The 18,390-nt window shown below is 76.9% G+C and carries 18 protein-coding genes and 1 riboswitch; of the genes, 7 read left to right on the top strand and 11 right to left on the bottom strand.

All coding sequences use genetic code 11. The annotated features are described in order from the left end of the window. Positions 1-32: 32 nt before the first annotated feature. Entirely contained in the window at positions 33-1,346 is a 1,314-nt protein-coding gene (locus JOD57_RS23980; RefSeq protein WP_204694315.1) for a serine/threonine-protein kinase, read from the bottom strand. Positions 1,347-1,648: 302 nt separating this feature from the next. Here JOD57_RS23980 and JOD57_RS23975 point away from each other — a divergent pair, with 302 nt between their 5' ends. After that, complete coding sequence (locus JOD57_RS23975) at positions 1,649-2,734, top strand: FHA domain-containing protein (protein ID WP_204694314.1); 1,086 nt, start codon at positions 1,649-1,651, stop codon at positions 2,732-2,734. A gap of 9 nt (positions 2,735-2,743) precedes the next feature. Here JOD57_RS23975 and JOD57_RS23970 read toward each other — a convergent pair whose 3' ends face one another. The 3 genes from JOD57_RS23970 to JOD57_RS23960 all read right to left on the bottom strand — a co-directional run bounded on the left by JOD57_RS23970 (position 2,744) and on the right by JOD57_RS23960 (position 7,381). Continuing rightward, entirely contained in the window at positions 2,744-5,863 is a 3,120-nt protein-coding gene (locus tag JOD57_RS23970; RefSeq protein WP_204694313.1) for an FAD-dependent oxidoreductase, read from the bottom strand. A gap of 82 nt (positions 5,864-5,945) precedes the next feature. Continuing rightward, a complete protein-coding gene (locus tag JOD57_RS23965; RefSeq protein WP_204694312.1) occupies positions 5,946-6,581 on the bottom strand; it encodes a DUF6529 family protein in 636 nt (211 codons plus the stop codon). An 89-nt stretch (positions 6,582-6,670) separates the two neighbouring features. Continuing rightward, positions 6,671-7,381, bottom strand: coding sequence for a hypothetical protein (locus tag JOD57_RS23960; RefSeq protein WP_204694311.1), 711 nt, complete (start codon positions 7,379-7,381; stop codon positions 6,671-6,673). Positions 7,382-7,590: 209 nt separating this feature from the next. On the opposite strand from JOD57_RS23960, the gene JOD57_RS23955 reads away from it, so the two are divergent. The 3 genes from JOD57_RS23955 to JOD57_RS23945 all read left to right on the top strand — a co-directional run bounded on the left by JOD57_RS23955 (position 7,591) and on the right by JOD57_RS23945 (position 9,353). Then, positions 7,591-8,061: a heme-degrading domain-containing protein gene (locus JOD57_RS23955; protein WP_204694310.1), complete on the top strand. Its 471-nt coding sequence runs from the start codon at positions 7,591-7,593 to the stop codon at positions 8,059-8,061. A 69-nt stretch (positions 8,062-8,130) separates the two neighbouring features. Then, the gene (locus tag JOD57_RS23950) at positions 8,131-8,613 is read left to right on the top strand and encodes a hypothetical protein (protein ID WP_204694309.1); all 483 of its coding nucleotides are present in this window, start codon (positions 8,131-8,133) and stop codon (positions 8,611-8,613) included. A gap of 89 nt (positions 8,614-8,702) precedes the next feature. Then, a complete protein-coding gene (locus tag JOD57_RS23945; protein ID WP_204694308.1) occupies positions 8,703-9,353 on the top strand; it encodes a maleylpyruvate isomerase family mycothiol-dependent enzyme in 651 nt (216 codons plus the stop codon). A gap of 19 nt (positions 9,354-9,372) precedes the next feature. On the opposite strand, the gene JOD57_RS23940 is transcribed toward JOD57_RS23945, so the two are convergent. The 3 genes from JOD57_RS23940 to JOD57_RS23930 are packed head-to-tail and all read right to left on the bottom strand — an operon-like array spanning position 9,373 to position 11,365. Beyond that, entirely contained in the window at positions 9,373-9,741 is a 369-nt protein-coding gene (locus tag JOD57_RS23940) for a nuclear transport factor 2 family protein (protein ID WP_204694307.1), read from the bottom strand. Between the two features lie 13 nt (positions 9,742-9,754). Beyond that, a complete protein-coding gene (locus JOD57_RS23935) occupies positions 9,755-11,017 on the bottom strand; it encodes an RNA polymerase sigma factor (protein ID WP_204694306.1) in 1,263 nt (420 codons plus the stop codon). 3 nt (positions 11,018-11,020) lie between these two features. Further along, complete coding sequence (locus tag JOD57_RS23930) at positions 11,021-11,365, bottom strand: YciI family protein (protein ID WP_204694305.1); 345 nt, start codon at positions 11,363-11,365, stop codon at positions 11,021-11,023. A gap of 348 nt (positions 11,366-11,713) precedes the next feature. Between JOD57_RS23930 and JOD57_RS23925 the strand changes: the two genes are divergently transcribed. Together JOD57_RS23925 and JOD57_RS23920 are read left to right on the top strand one after the other, a co-directional pair. Further along, positions 11,714-12,103 carry a WhiB family transcriptional regulator gene (locus JOD57_RS23925; protein ID WP_443667591.1) on the top strand — a complete coding sequence of 130 codons (390 nt, stop codon included), beginning with the start codon at positions 11,714-11,716 and terminating at the stop codon, positions 12,101-12,103. A gap of 91 nt (positions 12,104-12,194) precedes the next feature. Further along, positions 12,195-12,767, top strand: coding sequence for a dienelactone hydrolase family protein (locus JOD57_RS23920; protein ID WP_204694304.1), 573 nt, complete (start codon positions 12,195-12,197; stop codon positions 12,765-12,767). On the opposite strand, the gene JOD57_RS23915 is transcribed toward JOD57_RS23920, so the two are convergent. The 4 genes from JOD57_RS23915 to gdhA all read right to left on the bottom strand — a co-directional run bounded on the left by JOD57_RS23915 (position 12,730) and on the right by gdhA (position 16,819). Beyond that, positions 12,730-13,605, bottom strand: a complete 876-nt coding sequence (locus JOD57_RS23915; RefSeq protein WP_204694303.1) for a DUF6807 domain-containing protein — start codon at positions 13,603-13,605, stop codon at positions 12,730-12,732. The two genes, JOD57_RS23920 and JOD57_RS23915, sit on opposite strands and share 38 nt — an antisense overlap. Next, a complete protein-coding gene (locus JOD57_RS23910; protein WP_204694302.1) occupies positions 13,598-13,762 on the bottom strand; it encodes a hypothetical protein in 165 nt (54 codons plus the stop codon). The genes JOD57_RS23915 and JOD57_RS23910 overlap by 8 nt, the downstream gene beginning before the upstream one ends. 112 nt (positions 13,763-13,874) lie before the next feature. Then, positions 13,875-14,882 (bottom strand): VldE C-terminal domain-containing protein, encoded by a 1,008-nt coding sequence (locus tag JOD57_RS23905; RefSeq protein WP_204694301.1) that lies wholly within the window; start codon positions 14,880-14,882, stop codon positions 13,875-13,877. A gap of 278 nt (positions 14,883-15,160) precedes the next feature. Next, a riboswitch (cyclic di-AMP (ydaO/yuaA leader) is annotated at positions 15,161-15,310 on the bottom strand. Positions 15,311-15,469: 159 nt separating this feature from the next. Then, complete coding sequence (gene gdhA / locus JOD57_RS23900; protein ID WP_204694300.1) at positions 15,470-16,819, bottom strand: NADP-specific glutamate dehydrogenase; 1,350 nt, start codon at positions 16,817-16,819, stop codon at positions 15,470-15,472. Between the two features lie 163 nt (positions 16,820-16,982). Here gdhA and JOD57_RS23895 point away from each other — a divergent pair, with 163 nt between their 5' ends. Beyond that, a complete protein-coding gene (locus JOD57_RS23895; protein ID WP_204694299.1) occupies positions 16,983-18,389 on the top strand; it encodes an MFS transporter in 1,407 nt (468 codons plus the stop codon). Position 18,390: the final 1 nt, after the last annotated feature.

Here is an 18,390-nt window from a genome sequence, read left to right as displayed (position 1 = left end):
CGGTCGTCCCGTGCGGCTACGGTCTCGCGCGGCTACGAGGAGCTGCCCGTGGGGCTCCCCCCGCAGACCGTCGCGGTCGGCTGACCGCACGCCGCCCCGTCGGCCGGCGCGCCGTAGACGGTGAGCACCCGCGGCAGCAGCCACACCGCGAGCACCGCCAGCAGCAGGACCAGCAGGACGACGACGGCGACCACCGCGGGACGGCGGCGTGGCAGGACCGCGTCGTCGTCCTCGTCGTCAAAGCGGTCGTCGTGCCCGGGGTCCCCCTGGTCGCCGGCCGTCGCGGGGACGGGCGTCGCCGGGCCGGCCGGGGACGGCGTCGCGGGACCGGGACCGGGACCGGGACCCAGCGTGGCCGCGGGCAGCGGCGTACCGCCGGCCGGCCGGCCGGCCGCCGTCGCCCGCGCCCCGCCCGGCGTCAGCCCGGTCCCGCGGGTCGGGGCGACGATGCGCTCGGCGCCCAGCACGACCGGCATGCCGTCCGCGGACAGCCAGTGGGCGCCCCAGGCCCGGGTGCCGGCCTCGGCCAGCGCCACCCCGAAGGCCTCCGCCGTCCCGTAGCGCTCCGCGGGGTCGGTGGCCAGGCCGCGCATCACGACCGCGGCGACCCCGGCCGGGACGTCCGGGGCCACGTCGGGCAGCGGGATCGGCGCCTCGTAGGCGTGCTTGAACAGCAGGGACATGACGTCGCCGTCGGCGGTGAACGGCAGCCGGCCGGCCAGCAGCTCGTAGAGCATCGTCGCCAGCCCGTACACGTCGGTCGCCGGCGACAGCTCCCCGCCCCGCACCTGCTCGGGCGCGACGTAGGACGGCGTGCCGACGACGTCGCCGGCGCGGGTGAGCATGGTGTCGGGCCCGCCGAGGACCTTCGCGATGCCGAAGTCGGTCACCTTCACCGTCCCGCTCGCGGCGAAGAGCATGTTCTCCGGCTTGACGTCGCGGTGCAGCACACCGCGCACGTGGGCGGCGTTGAGCCCCGCCGCGCAGGCCAGGCACACCGCCACCGCCCCCGTGGCCGGGAAGCCGGTGGTGGTGGCGCGGTCGCGCACCGTCCCCCCGGGCAGCTGCTCCATCACCAGCAGGCAGAGGTCCTCCCGCTCGACGAAGTCGTAGACCGGGACGACGTGCGGGTGGTCGAGCGAGGCGAGCACCCGCGCCTCCGCGGTGAACCGCTTGCGGACCGCGACGTCGGCGGCGGTGGCCGTGGGCAGCTGCTTGATCGCCACGCTGCGGTCGAGCTGGCGGTGGTGGCCGGCGAGCACCACGCCCCAGCCGCCCTGCCCGAGCACCTCGCCGATGTCGTACGCCGGGAGCGCGTCGGCGATCCGCTGTCGTTCGGCCTGCATCGGTCAGTGCACCGCGCGGCCGGGCGGGCCACCGCGCGGGGTGGGCACGGGCTGTCTGTGGGCCACGGGACTCCTCGGACCACCCCGGCCGGCGGTGCCTCCGACGGGTCGGGCTGGCCATGACTCCGGCATCGCTGGCACCGGGATCGTACTGGCCGCCGGCCCCTCCACGGGGTGTCTCGCGCGCCCTCCGTCGGCGGGTCCGGCGTCCTGTTCCGCGGCGCCGTCCGGCCCTAGCCTGGGCGCGCCGACCACGGGGGCGCGGAGGCGCGGCACGGTCCACACGGTCGAGAGGAACTGCCATGCCAGACGGCACGACACGGGTCGGGCTGGCCCCGGGGGACGGCCTGGTGGCGCGCTTCGGCGACGTCGTCCTCCTGGTCCGCGACGACGGCGCGGACGGCGGCGCCGCCACCGAGGAGCTGCTCGGCCTGGTCGAGGCCGCCGCGGCGGAGGACCCGCCGGGCAGCGCGGTCGCCGCGCGGCTGAGCGGCTGGGTGGGCGGCCGGCCGGCCGCCGACGGCACCGCGTTCGGAGTGGTCGCCCCGGTCCCCGACGGCGTGGTCGTGCTGCTGCGGGGCGCGGTGTCGGCGCAGGTGGAGGGCCCCTCGGGGACCACGCGGCTCTCCGGGCGGCAGGCGCTGACCTGGGTCGACCACGTCGTCGTGCGGCCCTTCGCGCGGGTGACCGTCGAGGACGGGGCCGGGGCACCGGCCGCGGTGCACCCCCGGTCGGCGCTGCGGGACGGCGTGGTGCCCGCGCGCGGGTTCGTGCTCAGCCCGGCGGAGGCCGACGGTCCCCCGGCCGCGGCACCGGCCGGAGCCGCAGCGGGCGCCGCACCACCCGGCGGGGACCCGCTCCCGGGGCCCGCGCCGCTGCGGGACACCCTCACCGACGCCCGGCCCCCGGACGTCCCCGCCGACCGGAGGACCGAGCCGGCCCTGACGGCGCACCGGCACGAGGCGCCGGAGTCGCAGGACCCGGTGCACCCGCAGGAACCGGCGCAGCTGCAGGAGACGATGCTGGCGCCGGCGCCGGTGGGCGCGCTGGTCTGCGACGGCGGTCCCACGGTCCTGCTCGACCGGGACTACGTCCTCGGCCGCGAGCCGCACAACGACCCGGACGTGCGCAGCGCGGTGGCCTCCCCGGTCGTGATCCGCGACCCGGGCAACCTCGTCTCCCGCGTGCACGCCCGCGTCTCGGTCGACGGCGGACGGGTCTACGTCCGGGACGCGCCCTCGGTCAGCGGCACCTACGTCGCCGACCCGGGAGCGCGGGAGTGGACCCGCATCGGTACCGAGCCCACCCCGCTGCCGCCCGACGGGAGCCTGCGCGTCGGCACGCAGGTGTTCACCTTCCGCGCGACGAAGGCGGCCGACGCCGGCTGACCCCGGGGATCAGGCCGGCGCCGGCTGCGACTGCGGCCGGCGCCGGCCGGCGTCGCGCAGCGCCCGCCAGTCGCCGGCCCGCAGCCCGGCGAGGACGGCGTCGTCGAGCTCCAGCCGCCGCTTGACCGCCGCGGTCACCGCGGTGACGTCCTCGGGGTGGTGCCCGAGGACGACGCCGCCGGCGACCGTCCGCCCGGCGAGGACCAGCCGCCGGTAGGAGGGCAGCGACGCGTCCTCGTCGACCACCACCTCCTCGCCCGGTTGCGGCTCCACGCGGCCGACCGCGAACAGGTCGAGCCCGACGCCCTTGAGCAGGGTGGGGGGCACCTCGGAGCTCAGCGTCTCGTTGCCGCCGAGCGCGTTGACCGCGGCGACCTCGCCCTGCTTGGCCGCGACGGGCCACAGGCCCCAGACTCGCCCGGCCTGCTCGGCGACGTCGCCGGCCGCGAAGACGCCCGGCACCGCGGTGGCCATCCGGTCGTCGACCAGCACCCCCTTGCCCACCGGGATGCCGGCCGCACGGGCCAGGTCGACGTCCGGGCGGATGCCGACGGCGGCCAGGAAGACGTCGCAGCGCAGCGCCCGGCGGTCGGCGAGCCGGACGCCGGTGACCCGGGACTCGCCGGTGAGCGCCTGGGCCTCGGCGCGGTAGAGCACCTGCAGCCCGATCCGGCGGAACCAGGCGTCGACCAGCTCGCTGGCGCGCGGGTCGATCTGACGCGAGAGCAGTCGGGACCCGCGCTCCAGGACGGTGACCCGCAGGCCCAGCTCGAGCAGCGCGTGCGCGGCCTCCAGGCCCAGCAGCCCGCCGCCGGCGACGACGGCGTCGCGGCCGCCGTGGCGCTGGACGTGGCTGCGCAGCGCGGCGGCGTCGGCCGCCGAGCGCAGCACGCTGCTGCCGGGCAGGCCGAACCCCTCGACGGGCGGCTCGACGCTCCTGCTGCCCATGGCCAGGATCAGCCGGTCGTAGGGCAGCACGTCGCCGGTGCCGAGGAACACCCGCCGGGTCTCCAGGTCGATCCGGGTGGCGACGGTGTTGAGCCAGGCGGTGACCTGGTGGTCGTCGTACCAGGTGTCGGGCAGCAGGTAGAGACCCTGCATGGCCGACCGGCCGTAGACCAGCCGGGAGATGCCCATCCGGTTGTAGAGCGCGTGCGGCTCCTGCCCGACCACGTGGATCTCGCACTCGGGGTGGCCGCGCCGGAGGAAGTCCGCGGCGGTCACCCCGGCGATGCCGTTGCCGAGGACGACGCAGCTGACGATCGACCGGTCGAACTCGAGGGGGACGTCGCCGTCGACCGGGCCGCCGGGCTCGGGGGTCAGCGAGACCGTCACCGGCCCCGACCGGATCCGCGCCGAGCAGGCCATGCGGGTGTTCGGGGCCAGTCCCAGCCGGCGCAGCGTGGACAGCTCCTCGTCCTCCGGCTCGGACAGGCAGGAGGCCCCCTCGAGGACGGCGACCGGGTCGGAGCCGCACACGCCCATCCGGCAGCCGGCCTCGATCGGCAGGCCCGCCTTCTCCGCGGTCTCCAGCAGGCTGGTCCCGACCTCGCCCTCGACGACGGTGTCGCTGCCGGGGAAGCGCACCTCGGCGGTGTCCGCCTCCTCCTCCGCGGGCGCCTGCGCAGCCGCCTCCGGCGCCGGCCGGCTGACCGGGACCACCGGCAGCAGCTCCGGGTGGAACTGCTGCAGGTACTGGCGCTCCTTGACCGCGGTGCGCGCGATCCACAGCAGCGACAGCACGAGCACCAGCGCCGAGACCGGCCACCGCAGCCACGGCGCCTCGACGCCGGTGACCGTGGCGAAGGAGTCCGCGAGGACCGGGCCGGCGAACCAGTAGAAGAGGTTGATCGCGGCGGCGGCCCACAGGGCGACGACCACCGACGCGCTCAGCGGCAGCAGCGCCTGCACGGCGTAGAACAGCCCGACGCTGCCGAGGAAGAACAGGGCCAGCTCGCCGTAGGTCGTCGTCAGTGCCCGGTCGCCGGCGCCGGCGAGGACGAAGAAGCCGAGCACGAAACCGGGCAGCGCGCCGACGAAGAGCCTGCGCGGTCCGGTCCACACGGGGTCGTCCTCGTGCAGGTCGGCCTGGTAGGCGCCGATCGGGGCGAAGTCGTAGCAGTTGGTGGTGCAGGCGACGCAGGGCCGGCAGTGGCTGTTGGGCACCCGGACGAACGGCGTCTGCCCGTACACGCGCTGCAGCGGCAGCAGCGGGCAGATCTGGCTGCACCAGCCGCTCTTGCCCTTGAACAGCAGGCCGCCGAGGAAGGCCGCGGTGATGACGACGGAGAGCAGGACGCCGGTCGCCGTCCCGCTGTCGTTGAACACCGCCAGCCGGGCGCCGGCGAGGCCGAAGAACAGCACCATCGCGACGACGAAGGCACGGCGGCGGAAGCCCTCGGGCAGGGTGCGCCCCAGGCTGAACCCGAGGACGCGCGGCGTCTGGTTGGCCGACGCCAGCGGGCAGACGTTCCGCCACACGCCGGGCGCCACGAAGAACAGCAGCGGCAGCAGCGGCACGACGATCCCGAAGAAGACGAACAACCCGCCCGCCGGCCGCACGAACAGCGCCACGCACAGCGCGACGTAGGCCAGCACGCTGACCACCCTGATCGCCCGCCACACCCACAGCGGGACGCGGGTGCGCATCTCGGTGTAGACGGGGAAGAGGTCCTCGCCCGGCCGGTTGGTGCGGCCCAGGACCCGGTCCCAGGTCGCCGCCACGCGCGACGGGGCGGCCGGGGGCGCCGGCGGGGGCGGCGGGGGCGGCAGGGCCACCCCGGCGCCGCCGGCGAGCACCGTCTCCCGCGAGCCCGCGGGCACCGGGATGCGCTCGGGCCGGCCGATGACGACGATCTCGGTGTCGCCGAGGCGGACGACGTCGCCGGCCTCCAGGGTGACCCGGCCGGTGACCGGCAGCCCGTTGACCAGGGTGCCGTTGCGGCTGCCGAGGTCGACCAGCGACAGGGCGACCGGGCTGGGCACCAGCCGCAGGTGGCGGCGCGAGACCCGGTCGTCGGCGAGGGCGAGCCCCTCGGGGTCGCGGCCGACCTCCAGCGCGCGGGTCAGCGCGATCCGGCGCGGCTCGCGGCCGCGCTCCCGGAGCTCGATGACCGGCGGGCTGCTCACCGCTCGGCCCGCCGGGTCGGGGTGGTGGACGCGGGCATGGGTCGCTCCCTCCGGGAGGGTCGCGCCGCCGTCGGGCGGCGCGTCAGAGGCGGAAGCCGCTGCTGGTGAAGACCCACAGCGACGAGGTGAGCCACAGCCCGATCAGGCCGGTGAAGACCGCCCCGCCGAGCACCGGGACGACCCAGCGCGGCAGGCCGCGGCGGGTGAGCGCCAGCATCTTGGTGACGAAGACGCCGTAGAAGAAGCACCCCAGGGCGGAGTGGACCAGGGCCCGCGTCGAGCCGGCCTGGAAGCCGAGCGCGTACACGCAGTGCACGACGACCGGGACGGTGAGCACCACGGCCAGCCGGCCCGACCACCGGTGCGCGGTGCGCGTCCAGGGCGGGGCCCCGGCGTCGTGCATGCGGGCCGCCGTGAGCAGCTGCACCACGCCGGCCACGGCGGCCGCGGTGGTGAGCCACGCCTTGACGTAGAGCGGCGAGGAGAACCCCGGGACGTCGAGCGAGTAGCCGGCCGGCTCGTGCTCGGCGGCGTAGACGCCCAGCACGAGCGCGACGGCGCAGCCGGCGAGCAGGAAGGTCAGCAGGGGCAGCCGGAACGCGTCGCGCGGCTCGGCGCGCAGCCGGGGACGCGGGGCGACCGCCCCGGCCGGAGGCTCGGGAGCCGGAGCCCCCGGAGGCGGTGCCGGGGTGTCGACCGGCGGTCGGGTGTGGGTCATGACGGTGGTCTCCTCGCGTGCGCGACGGCCGGTGGGACCAGCAGGGTGTCGGGACGGTCGGGCGTCGGGGCGGTCGTCGGGGCGCGGTCTCAGCCGCCGACGACGGTGTCGGAGCCGTCGACGGGCTCGGCGGTGCCCGGGGACCCGTCGATCTCGAAGCTGCCGTCGGTCAGGTCCAGGGGCGGCGCCTCGCGCTTGGTGTCGCCGACGGTCGCGACGCCGACCTGCGTCCCGTCGGGCAGCACCGCCCAGCCGATCCGCGTCGCCAGCCCGTCGAGGGTCGTGCGGGACTCGTACACGCCCGCGGGCGGCTGGGACTCCGCCGCGGAGAACGGCAGCGTCAGCCCGGAGCTCGTGGTGACGGTGCCGAAGACGGCCCCGTCGGTGACCGACCCGGAGAGCCCGGCGCCGTTGCGGCCGGTCAGCGTGACGGTGTCGCCGTCCACGGTGCCCTGCAGCCACGCCTCGATGGCGGCGCCGTCGCAGAGGTAGGCCGCGACCTGGTCGTCGTCGACGGCCATCGCGATGGTCGCCTCCCCGCCGCTGGTCACGCCGGCGTACACGGCCTGCAGCGCCGCCGGCGGGCTCGGCGCCGGTGTCGGCTCCGCGGGCGGCTCCGGGGTCGGCTCGGCGGACGGGGGCGCCGTCGACGTCTCCGCACCGCCGGTCCCCGGGTACGCCGGCGCCGTGCTCGCCGCGGGGTCGACGCGGCTGTTGGCCGCGAAGAGCACCACGGTCAGCAGGACGACGGCCCCCAGCGTGGCCAGAGGACTGGCTGCACGCCTGGATCGTGCGCTCATGGGTCACCGTCCGGTCCACGTCACCGCTGTGTTCTCCCCCGCGGCCCCGGCCAGCGGCCGGGGTGGAACGCGGCGCCCACCGTGCCAGAGTCGCCGGGAGGGCGGAACCGGTTTCGGCGCCCCTCCCGGCGTCCGGTCGCGACGGGTCCTCCCCAGCGGTCGCCCCGCCCGGGCGTGCCCGGCGGCGACCGGGGACGCCAGGATGACCCATGGCCATCCCCTTCCCCTCCGTGGCCGAGCTCGCCGCGGAGGAGGACGACCTGCAGGTCACCTCGTTCACCAACGACGACGCCTGGGCGCTCGGATCGGCGCTCGTGGCCACCGCCCGCGAGGCCGGCGCGCCGGTCGCGATCGAGATCAGCCGCAACGGGCAGCGGCTCTTCCACGTCGCCCTGGCGGGCGCGACCCCGGACAACGCGTCGTGGATCGAGCGCAAGACCCGGGTGGTGGACCGCTTCGGGCACAGCTCGCTGTACGTCCGGCAGTCGTGGGTCGAGCGCGGGACGACGTTCGAGGAGGGATCGGGCCTGGACCCGCAGGTGTACGCCGCGCACGGCGGCGCGTTCCCGGTCGTCGTCCGCGACGTGGGCCCGGTCGGCGTCGTCGTCGTGTCGGGGCTGCCCCAGCTCGACGACCACCGGATGGTCGTCGCGGCGCTGCGGGCCCACCTCGGGCGCTGACCCCTGGTCAGCGGGGCCGGCCCGGCGGACCCTCGGGACGGTCAGTCCCACCGCCCCCGGGAGGCCGCCGTGACCCGAAGCCCGATCCCGTGCCGAGCCGGGGTGGCCGCAGCGGCCGCCGTCGTCCTGCTGGCCGCCTGCGGCGGGGACGACGGGGACTCCGGCGACGCGACGGGGACCGCGAGCGCCGCGGCGACCACGACGGCGGGGTCGGCCACCGCCTCCGGCGAGGAGGACTTCTGCGCCCAGGCCGCCGGGCTCGACGAGCGGGTCGACGAGGCGCTGTCCGGCGTCGGGGACGACGACCCCTCGGTCACCGACGCCTTCCGCCAGACCGCCGAGGAGCTGCGCGCGGTGGAGGCGCCGGAGCCGATCGCCGCCGACTGGGAGGCACTGGCCGGCGGCCTGGACCGGATGGCCGACGCGTTCGCCGACCTCGACGTCACCGATCCCGACTCGCTCGCCGCGCTGGAGGACGTCGAGGGCCAGCTGTCCACGGCCGGCGACAACGTGGACGCCTACCTCCGCGACGAGTGCGGCATCGGCGACTGAGCCACCCCGGGCGGACCGCCGGGCACCGATGACCCCGCGGGTCGCGCACGGTCCTCCTCCTGTCAGTCGCAACCCGACCGGAGGTACCCGTGCCCCACTCCCCTGCCCGCCGGACCCTCTGGTCGCTCGCCCACGCCGAGCGCACCGCCCTCGCCGACGACCTCGCCGGCCTGGACGACGCGCAGTGGGCCCGGCCGTCGCTGTGCGGGCGGTGGACGGTCGAGGAGGTCCTCGCCCACCTCACCGCGGCGGCGAGCGTCGGCCGCGCGCGCTGGATCGCCAGCACGGCCGGCGCCCGGTTCGACCCCGCCGTGCACAACGAGCGGCGCCTGGCCGAGCACCGGGGCGCCACGCCGGCGGAGACGCTCGACCGGTTCCGCCGGGTCCTCGGCAGCACGACGGCGCCGTCCGGGCACACCGCGGCCTGGCTGGGTGAGGTCGTCGTGCACGCCCAGGACGTCCGCCGTCCGCTGGGGCTGGCGCGCACGCCCTCGGTGGAGGCCGCCACCGAGGTCGCCCGCTTCTTCGCCCGGCGCGACTTCACGGTGCACAGCCGCCGCGCGGTCGAGGGGCTGCGCCTCGAGGCGACCGACGGCCCCTTCACCGCGGGGCGGGGCCTCCCGGTGCGCGGCACGACCGTGGCGCTGACCATGGCGATGGCCGGCCGCGGCGCCTACTGCGAGGACCTGACCGGCCCCGGCGTGGCCACCCTGCGCGACCGCTGCGCGCCCGGTCGATGACCGTGCTCAGCGACCGCGCTCAGCCGCCGCCCGCGCGCGCGGGCGGCGGCTGGTCACCGCCGACGGTCACCCAGTACTCGACGCCGTCGTGCAGCAGTCCGTCACGGACCGTCCAGAACGCCGCGCAGCGGAAGACCTCGCCCGGGCCGACGATCTCGTTCTCGGCCGCCGTGACGGCGCCGTCGGACAGAACGCGCAGCACGCGGAGCTCACCCCACGGCTCGGGGTAGTCCCGCTGGAAGGCCATGACCTGCTCGCGCCCGGCGAACCGCTCGTCGGTGGCGGGCATGCGCAGCCGCACGTCGGGGTGCAGGAGCGCGGCGGCCGCGTCCCAGTCCCGCGCCTGGAAGTGCTCGTACAGGTCCCTCACCAGCCGGTCGCCACGCACACGGCGACCGTAGTCAGCCGCCGGTCCCGCGCAGCCGGCCCTCGAGGAAGGCCCGCTCGACGGCGTTCTGCGTGAGCAGCAGCGCCTCGGTGTAGGCCTCCCGCGCCTCGGCGACCCGGCCCAGCCGCCGGAGCAGGTCCGCCCGCGCCGCGGGCAGGTAGCCGTACCCGGCGAGCTGGGGCTCGGCGGACAGGGCGTCGAGCGCGGCCAGCCCGGCGGCGGGCCCGGATGCGAAGCCGACGGCCACCGCCCGGTTGAGCGCCACCACCGGCGAGGGCCACAGCCGGACGAGGACGTCGTAGAGGGCGACGACCTCCCGCCAGTCGGTGTCCTCCCACCTCGGCGACTCGGCGTGGACGGCGGCGATCGCGGCCTGCAGCGCGTACCGCGAGGGCGGCCGGGCGCGCAGCGCCTCGCGGACGAGGGACACGCCCTCGGCGATCGCCGCGCGGTCCCACCGGGCCCGGTCCTGCTCCTCGAGCAGCAGCAGCCGCCCGTCGGGCGCCGTCCGGGTCTCCCGCCGCGCGTCGGTGAGCAGCAGCAGCGCCAGCAGGCCCGCCACGGCCGGGTCCCGCGGCAGCAGCCGGCGCAGCATGCGGCACAGCTCCACCGACCGCTCCACCAGGTCGCGGCGCACCAGCTCGTCCCCCACCGGCGTCGTGTGCCCGGTGGTGAACAGCAGGTGCACCACCGACAGGACGGCGTCGACCCGCTCGGGCAGCTCCGCGGCCGGCGGCACCCGGTACGGGATGCGCGCCACGGCGATCTTCTTCTTCGCCCGGGTGATCCGCGCGGCCATCGTCGGCTCGCTGACGAGGAAGGCGCGGGCCACCTCCGCCGTGGACAGGCCGCACAGCAGCCGCAGCGTCAGGGCCACCTGGGCCGGCCGGTCGAGCGCGGGGTGGCAGCAGGTCACCACCAGCCGGAGCCGGTCGTCGGGGATCGGTGCGCCCTCGTCGTCGAGTGCGTCACCGGGCCCCGGGAGGGTCTCCTCCTCGACGAGCAGCGGCAGGTACCGGGACTCCACGCCCCGGTGGCGGACGACGTTGAGCGCGCGGCGCCGGGCCGCCGTCGTCAGCCAGGCCCCGGGCCGGGTGGGGACGCCGGACCTGCGCCAGTCGGTGAGCGCCGCCGCGAACGCCTCCTGCACGCACTCCTCGGCGACGTCGAGGTCGCGCGTGACGCGCACCGTCGCGGCGAGCACGAAGGCCCACTCGCGACGGTGCGCGTCGGCGACCGCGGCCGCGACGGCGGAGGCGCCGGCCGGGTCGGACACGGCTCAGTCGAAGGTCATGACCGGGCGGACCTCGACGCCGCCGAAGCGCGCCGGGACGGTCCGGGCGACGGCGAGCGCGGTGTCGAGGTCGGGCGCGTCGACCAGGTAGTAGCCGCCCAGCGCCTCCTTGGTCTCGACGAAGGGGCCGTCGGTCACCTCGGACCCGCCGCGCACGCTGGTCGCCGTCCCGGTCGGCTGCAGGGCCTCGCCGCCGAGCAGCTTCGCGCCGTGCGCCTCGACCCCGGCCGCGAAGGCCTCGTGCTCGGCCGTGATCTCGGCCGTCACCTCGGGCGACGCCGTCTCGTAGCGGGTCTCGTCCTCGTAGATCAGGATCAGGTACTGGGACATCTCGCTCCCTCTCGGTCGGGGCCCGCCTCCCGGGCCCTCGTCTGTCCGACACGCACCACCGGGCCGGATCGACAGGCTCCCGGCGAGGAATCGGGATGATCTCGTCCAGCGGCGGGTCGTGGTGCCGCCCCCCGCGCGCCACCGGGGGACCGGCCGCACGCGACCGCCGCCCACCCGACACGGGAGCCGGCGGACGCCAGGTCACGATTCGACAACCGGGCGGCGTGGTTTCGGCTAGTTCCTGCCAGTGCGCGACGCCTCACGGACTCCGTAACGTGACGGACAGCAGCCAGCCCGTACCGGTCCGTCACTGCCGGTGCGATCGCCCACCGATCCGAGGAGCTTCCCGTGTCCGCCTCCCGCCCCCACCTCAGCCTGCTCACCGAGTCGTCGGCCGCCTACGAGCCCGCTCCCGAGCCCTCCTACGCGCCGGCCTACCAGCCCACGACGTCCTGGAACGAGATGTCCTGGTCGGAGATCGCCATGGGCGGGAACCCCGTCGGCGAGGAGGGCTGGCGGCTCGACGCGCTGTGCGCCGAGACCGACCCCGAGGCGTTCTTCCCGGAGAAGGGCGGCTCCACCCGCGAGGCCAAGCGGGTGTGCTCCGGCTGCTCCGTGCGCGCCGAGTGCCTGGAGTTCGCCCTCGCCAACGACGAGCGCTTCGGCATCTGGGGCGGCCTGTCCGAGCGGGAGCGGCGCCGGGTGCGCCTGCAGCGCCGGTCCCCGCTCAGCGCCTGACGCCCGCCGTCCGCGCCCCGGCACGAGGACCGTCGGTGGCGGGCCCTACCGTCCCGTCCGTCCGCACACCGCCGGGGAGGAGCCGCCCGGGATGGCCGAGGTCGTCGTCTTCCACCACGTGCAGGGCCTGACGCCCGGCGTCGTCGCCCTCGCCGACGAGCTGCGCGCCGCCGGGCACCGCGTGCACACACCCGACCTGTTCGAGGGCCGCACGTTCGCCTCGATCGACGAGGGCACGGCGCACGTGCAGCAGATCGGCACCCGGGAGGTGGTCGAGCGCGGCACCCGCGCGGTCGAGGGCCTGCCCGCGGAACTCGTCTACGCCGGTTTCTCCCTCGGCGTGCTGCCGGCGCAGGACCTGGCGCAGAACCGTCCCGGCGCCCGTGCGGCAGTGCTGTGCCACGCCTGCGTGCCGGCGTCGGTGTTCGGCTCGTGGCCGGCCGGCGTCCCCGTGCAGGTGCACGGCATGGACGCCGACCCGTACTTCGTCGGCGAGGGCGACGTCGACGCCGCCCGGGCGCTGGTCGCCGGGGCCGACGACGGGGAGCTGTTCCTCTACCCCGGCGACCGGCACTGCTTCGCCGACAGCTCGCTGCCGTCCCACGACCCGGCCGCTGCCGCGCTGCTCATCGGCCGGGTGCTCGACCTGCTCGCCCGCTGCTGAGCCCCGCGCCCGCCCACTCCCCCACCGCGGCGTCGCCGAGCACGCCGTCGGCGACGAGGGCGCGGAAGCCCCGCGTCACGGTGCCGCCGGGCGAGAGCACCAGCGGGTGCCGCGCGGCCAGCTGCGAGCCGATGCCGGGGTAGTCCCCGACCCGGACGAACCACGGGTCGGCGCGGGTGGCGTCGTCGGCTCCGGCGAGGGCCACGGTGAACCCCGCCGCGCGGTCGGTCCAGGCCAGCCAGGGGGCCACCGAGCCGTGCGCGCGCTGCTCCCCCGCGGCCACGGGCGTGCGCACCCACGGCCCGGGCGCCGCCGGCAGCCGCCAGGAGAACCCGCCGTAGCCCGCGCCCGCCCGCCCGTTGGTGGCCGGGCTGCCGAGCGACAGCTCCCCGCCGGTCGCGTTGGTGAGCGCGGTCGTGAGCCCCAGCTCCCAGCCGGCGGGGACCGGCCGCGCCCGCACCCGGCGGTGCTCACCGAGCAGCAACCGGCCGTCGGGGCCCAGCCACCGCAGCGCCTCGTGGAAGCCGTCGTCCTCCCGGGCCGGGAAGCCGGCGTGCTCGATCCGGCCGTGGTCGGCCCGCGCGGTGTAGCCGTGGCCGCGCACGTAGGTCGGGCCACCCCACAGGTTCGCGCCGCCGACGTCCTGGACCCCGATCGAGACACCGAGGTGCCAGGGGTGGTCGGGGGGCTGCGCGTCGGTCACCGTCCGGCCGTCGAGGGTGCGGACCGGGTGCAGGTACGGCCGTGGCGCCAGCGCCGGGTCGAGCCCCCCGCCGTCGGCGTACCCGGCCACCACCACGCCGCCGAGCCGCAACAGGGTGAGCGCGGGCTCAGCCACGGACGACCGCGGCACCCGCCCGCGCCCACGGCAGGCCGGGTCCCGGGGGCAGGGCGCGCTGCTCGTCGGTCAGCGGCCGCGGGGCGCAGGTGCCGGCCGGGTGCCACCGGCCGTGGACGCCCGTCGGCACGGTGGGGACGGAGCTCGGTGGCGCCATGCCGGCGTCCTCCTGGGGTCGGTCCGGACGTCGACCGTATCGTCGGCCGGACCACCCGACAGCGGCGGCCCGACCGGTCCCGGGGGTCGGTCGGGCCCGGCCCGCCGTGGGGTCAGCCCACGTAGTTGACGTGCACGTGGTCGAAGTGGTTGGCCGTGGCGCTGCCGCGGTCGGCCATCTGCGACCAGCTGCCCCCCGGCGAGCTGAGCATCTTCTGCTGGTAGATCAGGTAGTCGACACCGAGCTCGTCCCAGTGCGCGACGTGGTACTGCACGATCGCGTTCCCGAGCGCGGTGTTGGACATGACCATGTAGTCCAGCGCCAGGCCCGACGGGTGGCCGTTCGGGTCGGCGGCACTGGCCCGGGTGCCGCCGAGGGTGATCCCGCCGGCGCCGGCCACGTTGCTGACCACGGCGTTCGCCGCCGCCTGGACCACGGCCTGCACCGGGCCCGCGGTGTTGCTGATGCGCGCGGTCGCCGTGGTCGCCGTCCCCGAGCCGGCGGCCGACGAGCTCGCGGACGACGGCGCGGCCGACGAGGCGGGGGCCTCGGCGGCCTCCTCGGCGGCCTCCTCCGCGGCGACCTCGGCGGCGGCGGCCTCCTCGGCGGCGACCTGGTCGGCGGCCGCCTCCGCGGCTGCCTCGGCAGCGGCGGCCTGGGCGGCGGCCTCCTCGGCGGCGGCCTGCTCCGCGGCGCGCTGGGCAGCGGCGGCGGCCTCGGCCTCGGCGCGCTGCCGGTCGAGCGCGGCCTGGTCGGCGGCGGCCTGCGCCTGCTGTGCGCTGGCCTCCTCGGCCTCGCGACTGCCGCGGCTGGCGGCCAGGTCCTCCAGCGGCTGGAGGTCCGCGGCCACGTCGCCTCCGCCGGCGTCGGCGGACCCGGAGGCGTCGGCGGTCCCGGAGGTCAGGCCCAGCTCCTGGGCGACGCTGGCCGACTCCGCGCTGCCGGCGCCGGCCTGCGCGGCAGGGTCCGCGCCGACGACGACGTTGACCAGCAGGGCGCCTGCGGCGGCGGCGCCGAGCAGCAGGCCGGGACGGCGGGCGGGGAGCAGACGGCGGCGGGAGCCGGCGGCGCGGGCGCGGCGCTCGGCGGATCGGCCGGACGTGGTCGTGCGGGGGTCCATGGGGCGGGGTGCTCCGGAGGTGTGGGGGCGCAGCGGCGCGGGAGGCCGCGGCGGGGCGGACGGCGGGTGCGCGGGCAGCGCGCCGGGCCGGCGCGGGCCCACCAGGGAGAAGCGGCGCGGGGCCGGTCGAGCGGAGGGTGCTCGGGCTGGTGGGCTCGCGGACGGCGTCCGGGGCGGACGGCCGCGGACGGTCAGGTGCGCGGGCGCGCCGGGGTCCGGGAGAGCCGGGGTGGAGGGAGTGGTGCAGCGGTGCAGGCGCACGCCATCCGGCGGCTCTCCGTTCTTCCGTGAGCCGCCTGCCGAGTTAGCTGACGGGTTCGGGCGGGAAGCAGCCCTACCTGCCCGGACGGATGCCCGGTGCGGGATTCACCCCAGTACTGCGGTGGGTCCCCGGCTCGCCCCAGCGGGCGACTCGGCGGCGTCCGTCCGGCCTCCCCCGACGGGGGACACGACGACCGGTCGGACGCGGCCACGGTACCGGCGTCGTGAAGTCGTGACAACGAGTCGACAGCGGTTTCGTGGGGTGATCGCCGTCGCAGACCTCCCGATCGACGGCCGGAGGGTGTAGGCGGCGGTGGTCCGGGCGCTCAGACGAGGCCGTGGGCGTGCACCGCCTCGGCCACGTCGAGGAACCCCGCCACGTTCGCGCCGAGGACGAGGTCGCCGGGCGAGCCGTACTCCTCCGCGGTGGCCGAGCAACGCGCGTGGATGCCGCGCATGATCTCCTCCAGCCGCGCCTCGGTGTGCTCGAAGGTCCAGCGGTCGCGCGAGGCGTTCTGCTGCATCTCCAGGGCCGAGGTGGCCACGCCGCCGGCGTTGGCGGCCTTGCCCGGGGCGAAGGCGATCCCGGCCTCCCGGAACACCCGGACGGCGTCGGGGGTGCACGGCATGTTCGCGCCCTCGACCACGTACCGGCAGCCGTTGCGGGCGAGGACGGCGGCGGCGGCGCCGTCCAGCTCGTTCTGCGTGGCGCTGGGGACGGCGACGTCGCACGGGACGTCCCAGATGCTGCCGCCCTCGACGAAGGACGCCGACGGCACCCGGTCGGCGTAGGCCTCGATCCGCGCCCGCTCGACCTCCTTGACCTGCTTGAGGACGTCGAGGTCGATGCCCTTCTCGTCGACGACGTGGCCGCTGGAGTCCGAGCACGCCACCACGGTGCCGCCGAGCTGGTGCACCTTCTCGATGCCGTACACGGCGACGTTGCCCGAGCCGCTGACGGTGACCCGCTTGCCGTCGAGGGACTCCCCGGCCTCCTCCATCATCGCCTCGGCGAAGAACGCCGCGCCGTAGCCGGTGGCCTCGGTGCGCACCAGCGCCCCGCCCCAGCCCAGCCCCTTGCCGGTGATGACGCCGGACTCGTAGCGGTTGGTGATCCGCTTGTACTGGCCGAACAGGTAGCCGATCTCGCGGGCACCCACGCCGATGTCGCCGGCCGGGACGTCGGTGTACTCGCCGAGGTGGCGGTAGAGCTCGGTCATGAACGACTGGCAGAAGCGCATGACCTCCGCGTCGGAGCGCCCCTTGGGGTCGAAGTCCGAGCCGCCCTTGCCCCCGCCGATCGGCATCCCGGTGAGCGCGTTCTTGAACACCTGCTCGAAACCGAGGAACTTCACGATGCCCAGGTCGACCGAGGGGTGGAACCGCAGGCCGCCCTTGTAGGGCCCGAGCGCGGAGTTGAACTCCACCCGGAAGCCCCGGTCGATGTGCACCTCACCGCGGTCGTCCTGCCAGGGCACGCGGAAGATGACCTGCCGCTCGGGCTCGCAGATCCGCTCGACGGTCTTCATCTCCAGGAACTCGCGGTGGCGGGCCAGGACGATGGCCAGGGAGTCGAGGACCTCGCGCACCGCCTGGTGGAACTCCGTCTCGCCCCGGTTCCGCCGGAGGACGTCGCCGTAGATCCGCTCCACCACCGCCGAGACGTCGGTGTTCATCCGCGCTCTCCCCTCGGTCGCACCCGGCCCGCGGTTCCGGGCCACCCGGTTCCGCTGTGCCGACGGTCGCAGACTCCCCGGCGGCTCTCCACCCGACGGTCACGGCAGCGGTTCGACGCGGCTCACTGCTTGGTGTGTGCAACGACCTGGGACGCTGGGGGTCATGGCGGTCCCCCGGTCCCCCCGCGCCCTCGTGGCGGTGCTCGTCTTCGTCGGGACGGTCGTGGCCGTCATCAGCAGCCTCGGCGCGCCGCTGGTCCCGGCGGTCGCGTCGGCCACCGGCGCCTCGCTGCCGGACGCGCAGTGGTCGCTGACGGCCACGCTGCTGGTCGGCGCGGTGGCCACCCCGGTGGTCGGCCGGCTCGGTGACGGCCCGCACCGGCGCCGCGTGGTCCTCGCCGTGCTCGCCGTGGTGACCCTCGGCGGCGCGCTGGCCGCCCTGCCGCTCGGGCTCGGGTGGCTGGTCGCCGGGCGGGCGCTGCAGGGCTTCGGGCTGGGGCTGACCCCGCTGGCCATCGCCACCGCCCGCGAGGCCCTGACCGGGGACCGCTCGCGCTCGACGATCGCCGCGCTGTCGGTCACCGTCGTCACCGGTGTCGGCCTCGGCTACCCGCTGGCCGGCCTGGTGGCCGAGCTCGGCGGGGTGCACGCCGCCTTCTGGGCCGGCGCCGCGGTCAGCGCCGCCGCGCTGGTCGCCGCCGCCGTGGTCCTCCCGCCGCCGGCCGCGGCACCGCGGCGCCGTCTCGACGTCGTCGGTGCGCTGCTGCTCGGCGCCGGGGTGGGCGGGCTGCTGCTCGCCCTGGGCGAGGCCGGGACGTGGGGCTGGACCTCACCGCTGCTGTGGGGGCTGGCCGGCGCGGCGGTGGTGGCCCTGGTGCTCTGGGTGCTGTGGGAGTCGCGGACGCCGGAGCCGCTGGTCGACCTGCGGCTGGCCCGCGGCCGGACCGCGCTGACCGCCCACTCGGCGGCGCTGCTGGTCGGGCTGTCGAACTACCTGCTGCTCGCCGCGGTGCCGGTGCTCGCGCAGGCGCCGCCGGCCGACGGCGCGGGCTTCGGCACGTCGATCGTCGTCGCGGGCCTGGTCCTGCTGCCCTTCTCGGCGGCGAGCGTGGCCGGCGGCCGGCTCGCGCGGCTGCTCGCCGACCGCGCCGGACACGCCCGGGTGCTGCCGGTCGCGGCCGTGGTGCAGGGCGTCGCCTTCGTGCTCTTCGCCGTCCTGCGCACCGACCTGTGGCAGCTGTTCGCCGTCATGGCGGTGGCCGGCCTCGGCGTCGGTGCGGCGTTCGCGGCGTTCCCGGCGCTGCTGGTCTCCGCCGTGCCGCCGTCGGAGACCGGCAGCGCGACGAGCCTCAACCAGGTGCTGCGCTACGTGGGCTTCGCGGTGGGCAGCGCGCTCACCGCCACGCTGCTCGCCGCGGCCACGCCCGGCTCCGGCGGGTCCCCGGGTGCGGCCGGCTACACGACGATCGCGGTGGTCGGTGCCGGCGTCTGCGTGCTCACCGCCGTCGTCACCGGGCTGACCGGCCGCCCGGCCGCGGCACCCGCCCGCGCGCCCGCCGCCGTCCGCTGAC

The organism is Geodermatophilus bullaregiensis (assembly GCF_016907675.1).
Lineage (GTDB): Bacteria > Actinomycetota > Actinomycetes > Mycobacteriales > Geodermatophilaceae > Geodermatophilus > Geodermatophilus bullaregiensis.
The sequence above is the reverse complement of the archived record's forward strand: the minus strand, read 5'-3'. Positions and strand labels throughout refer to the sequence as shown.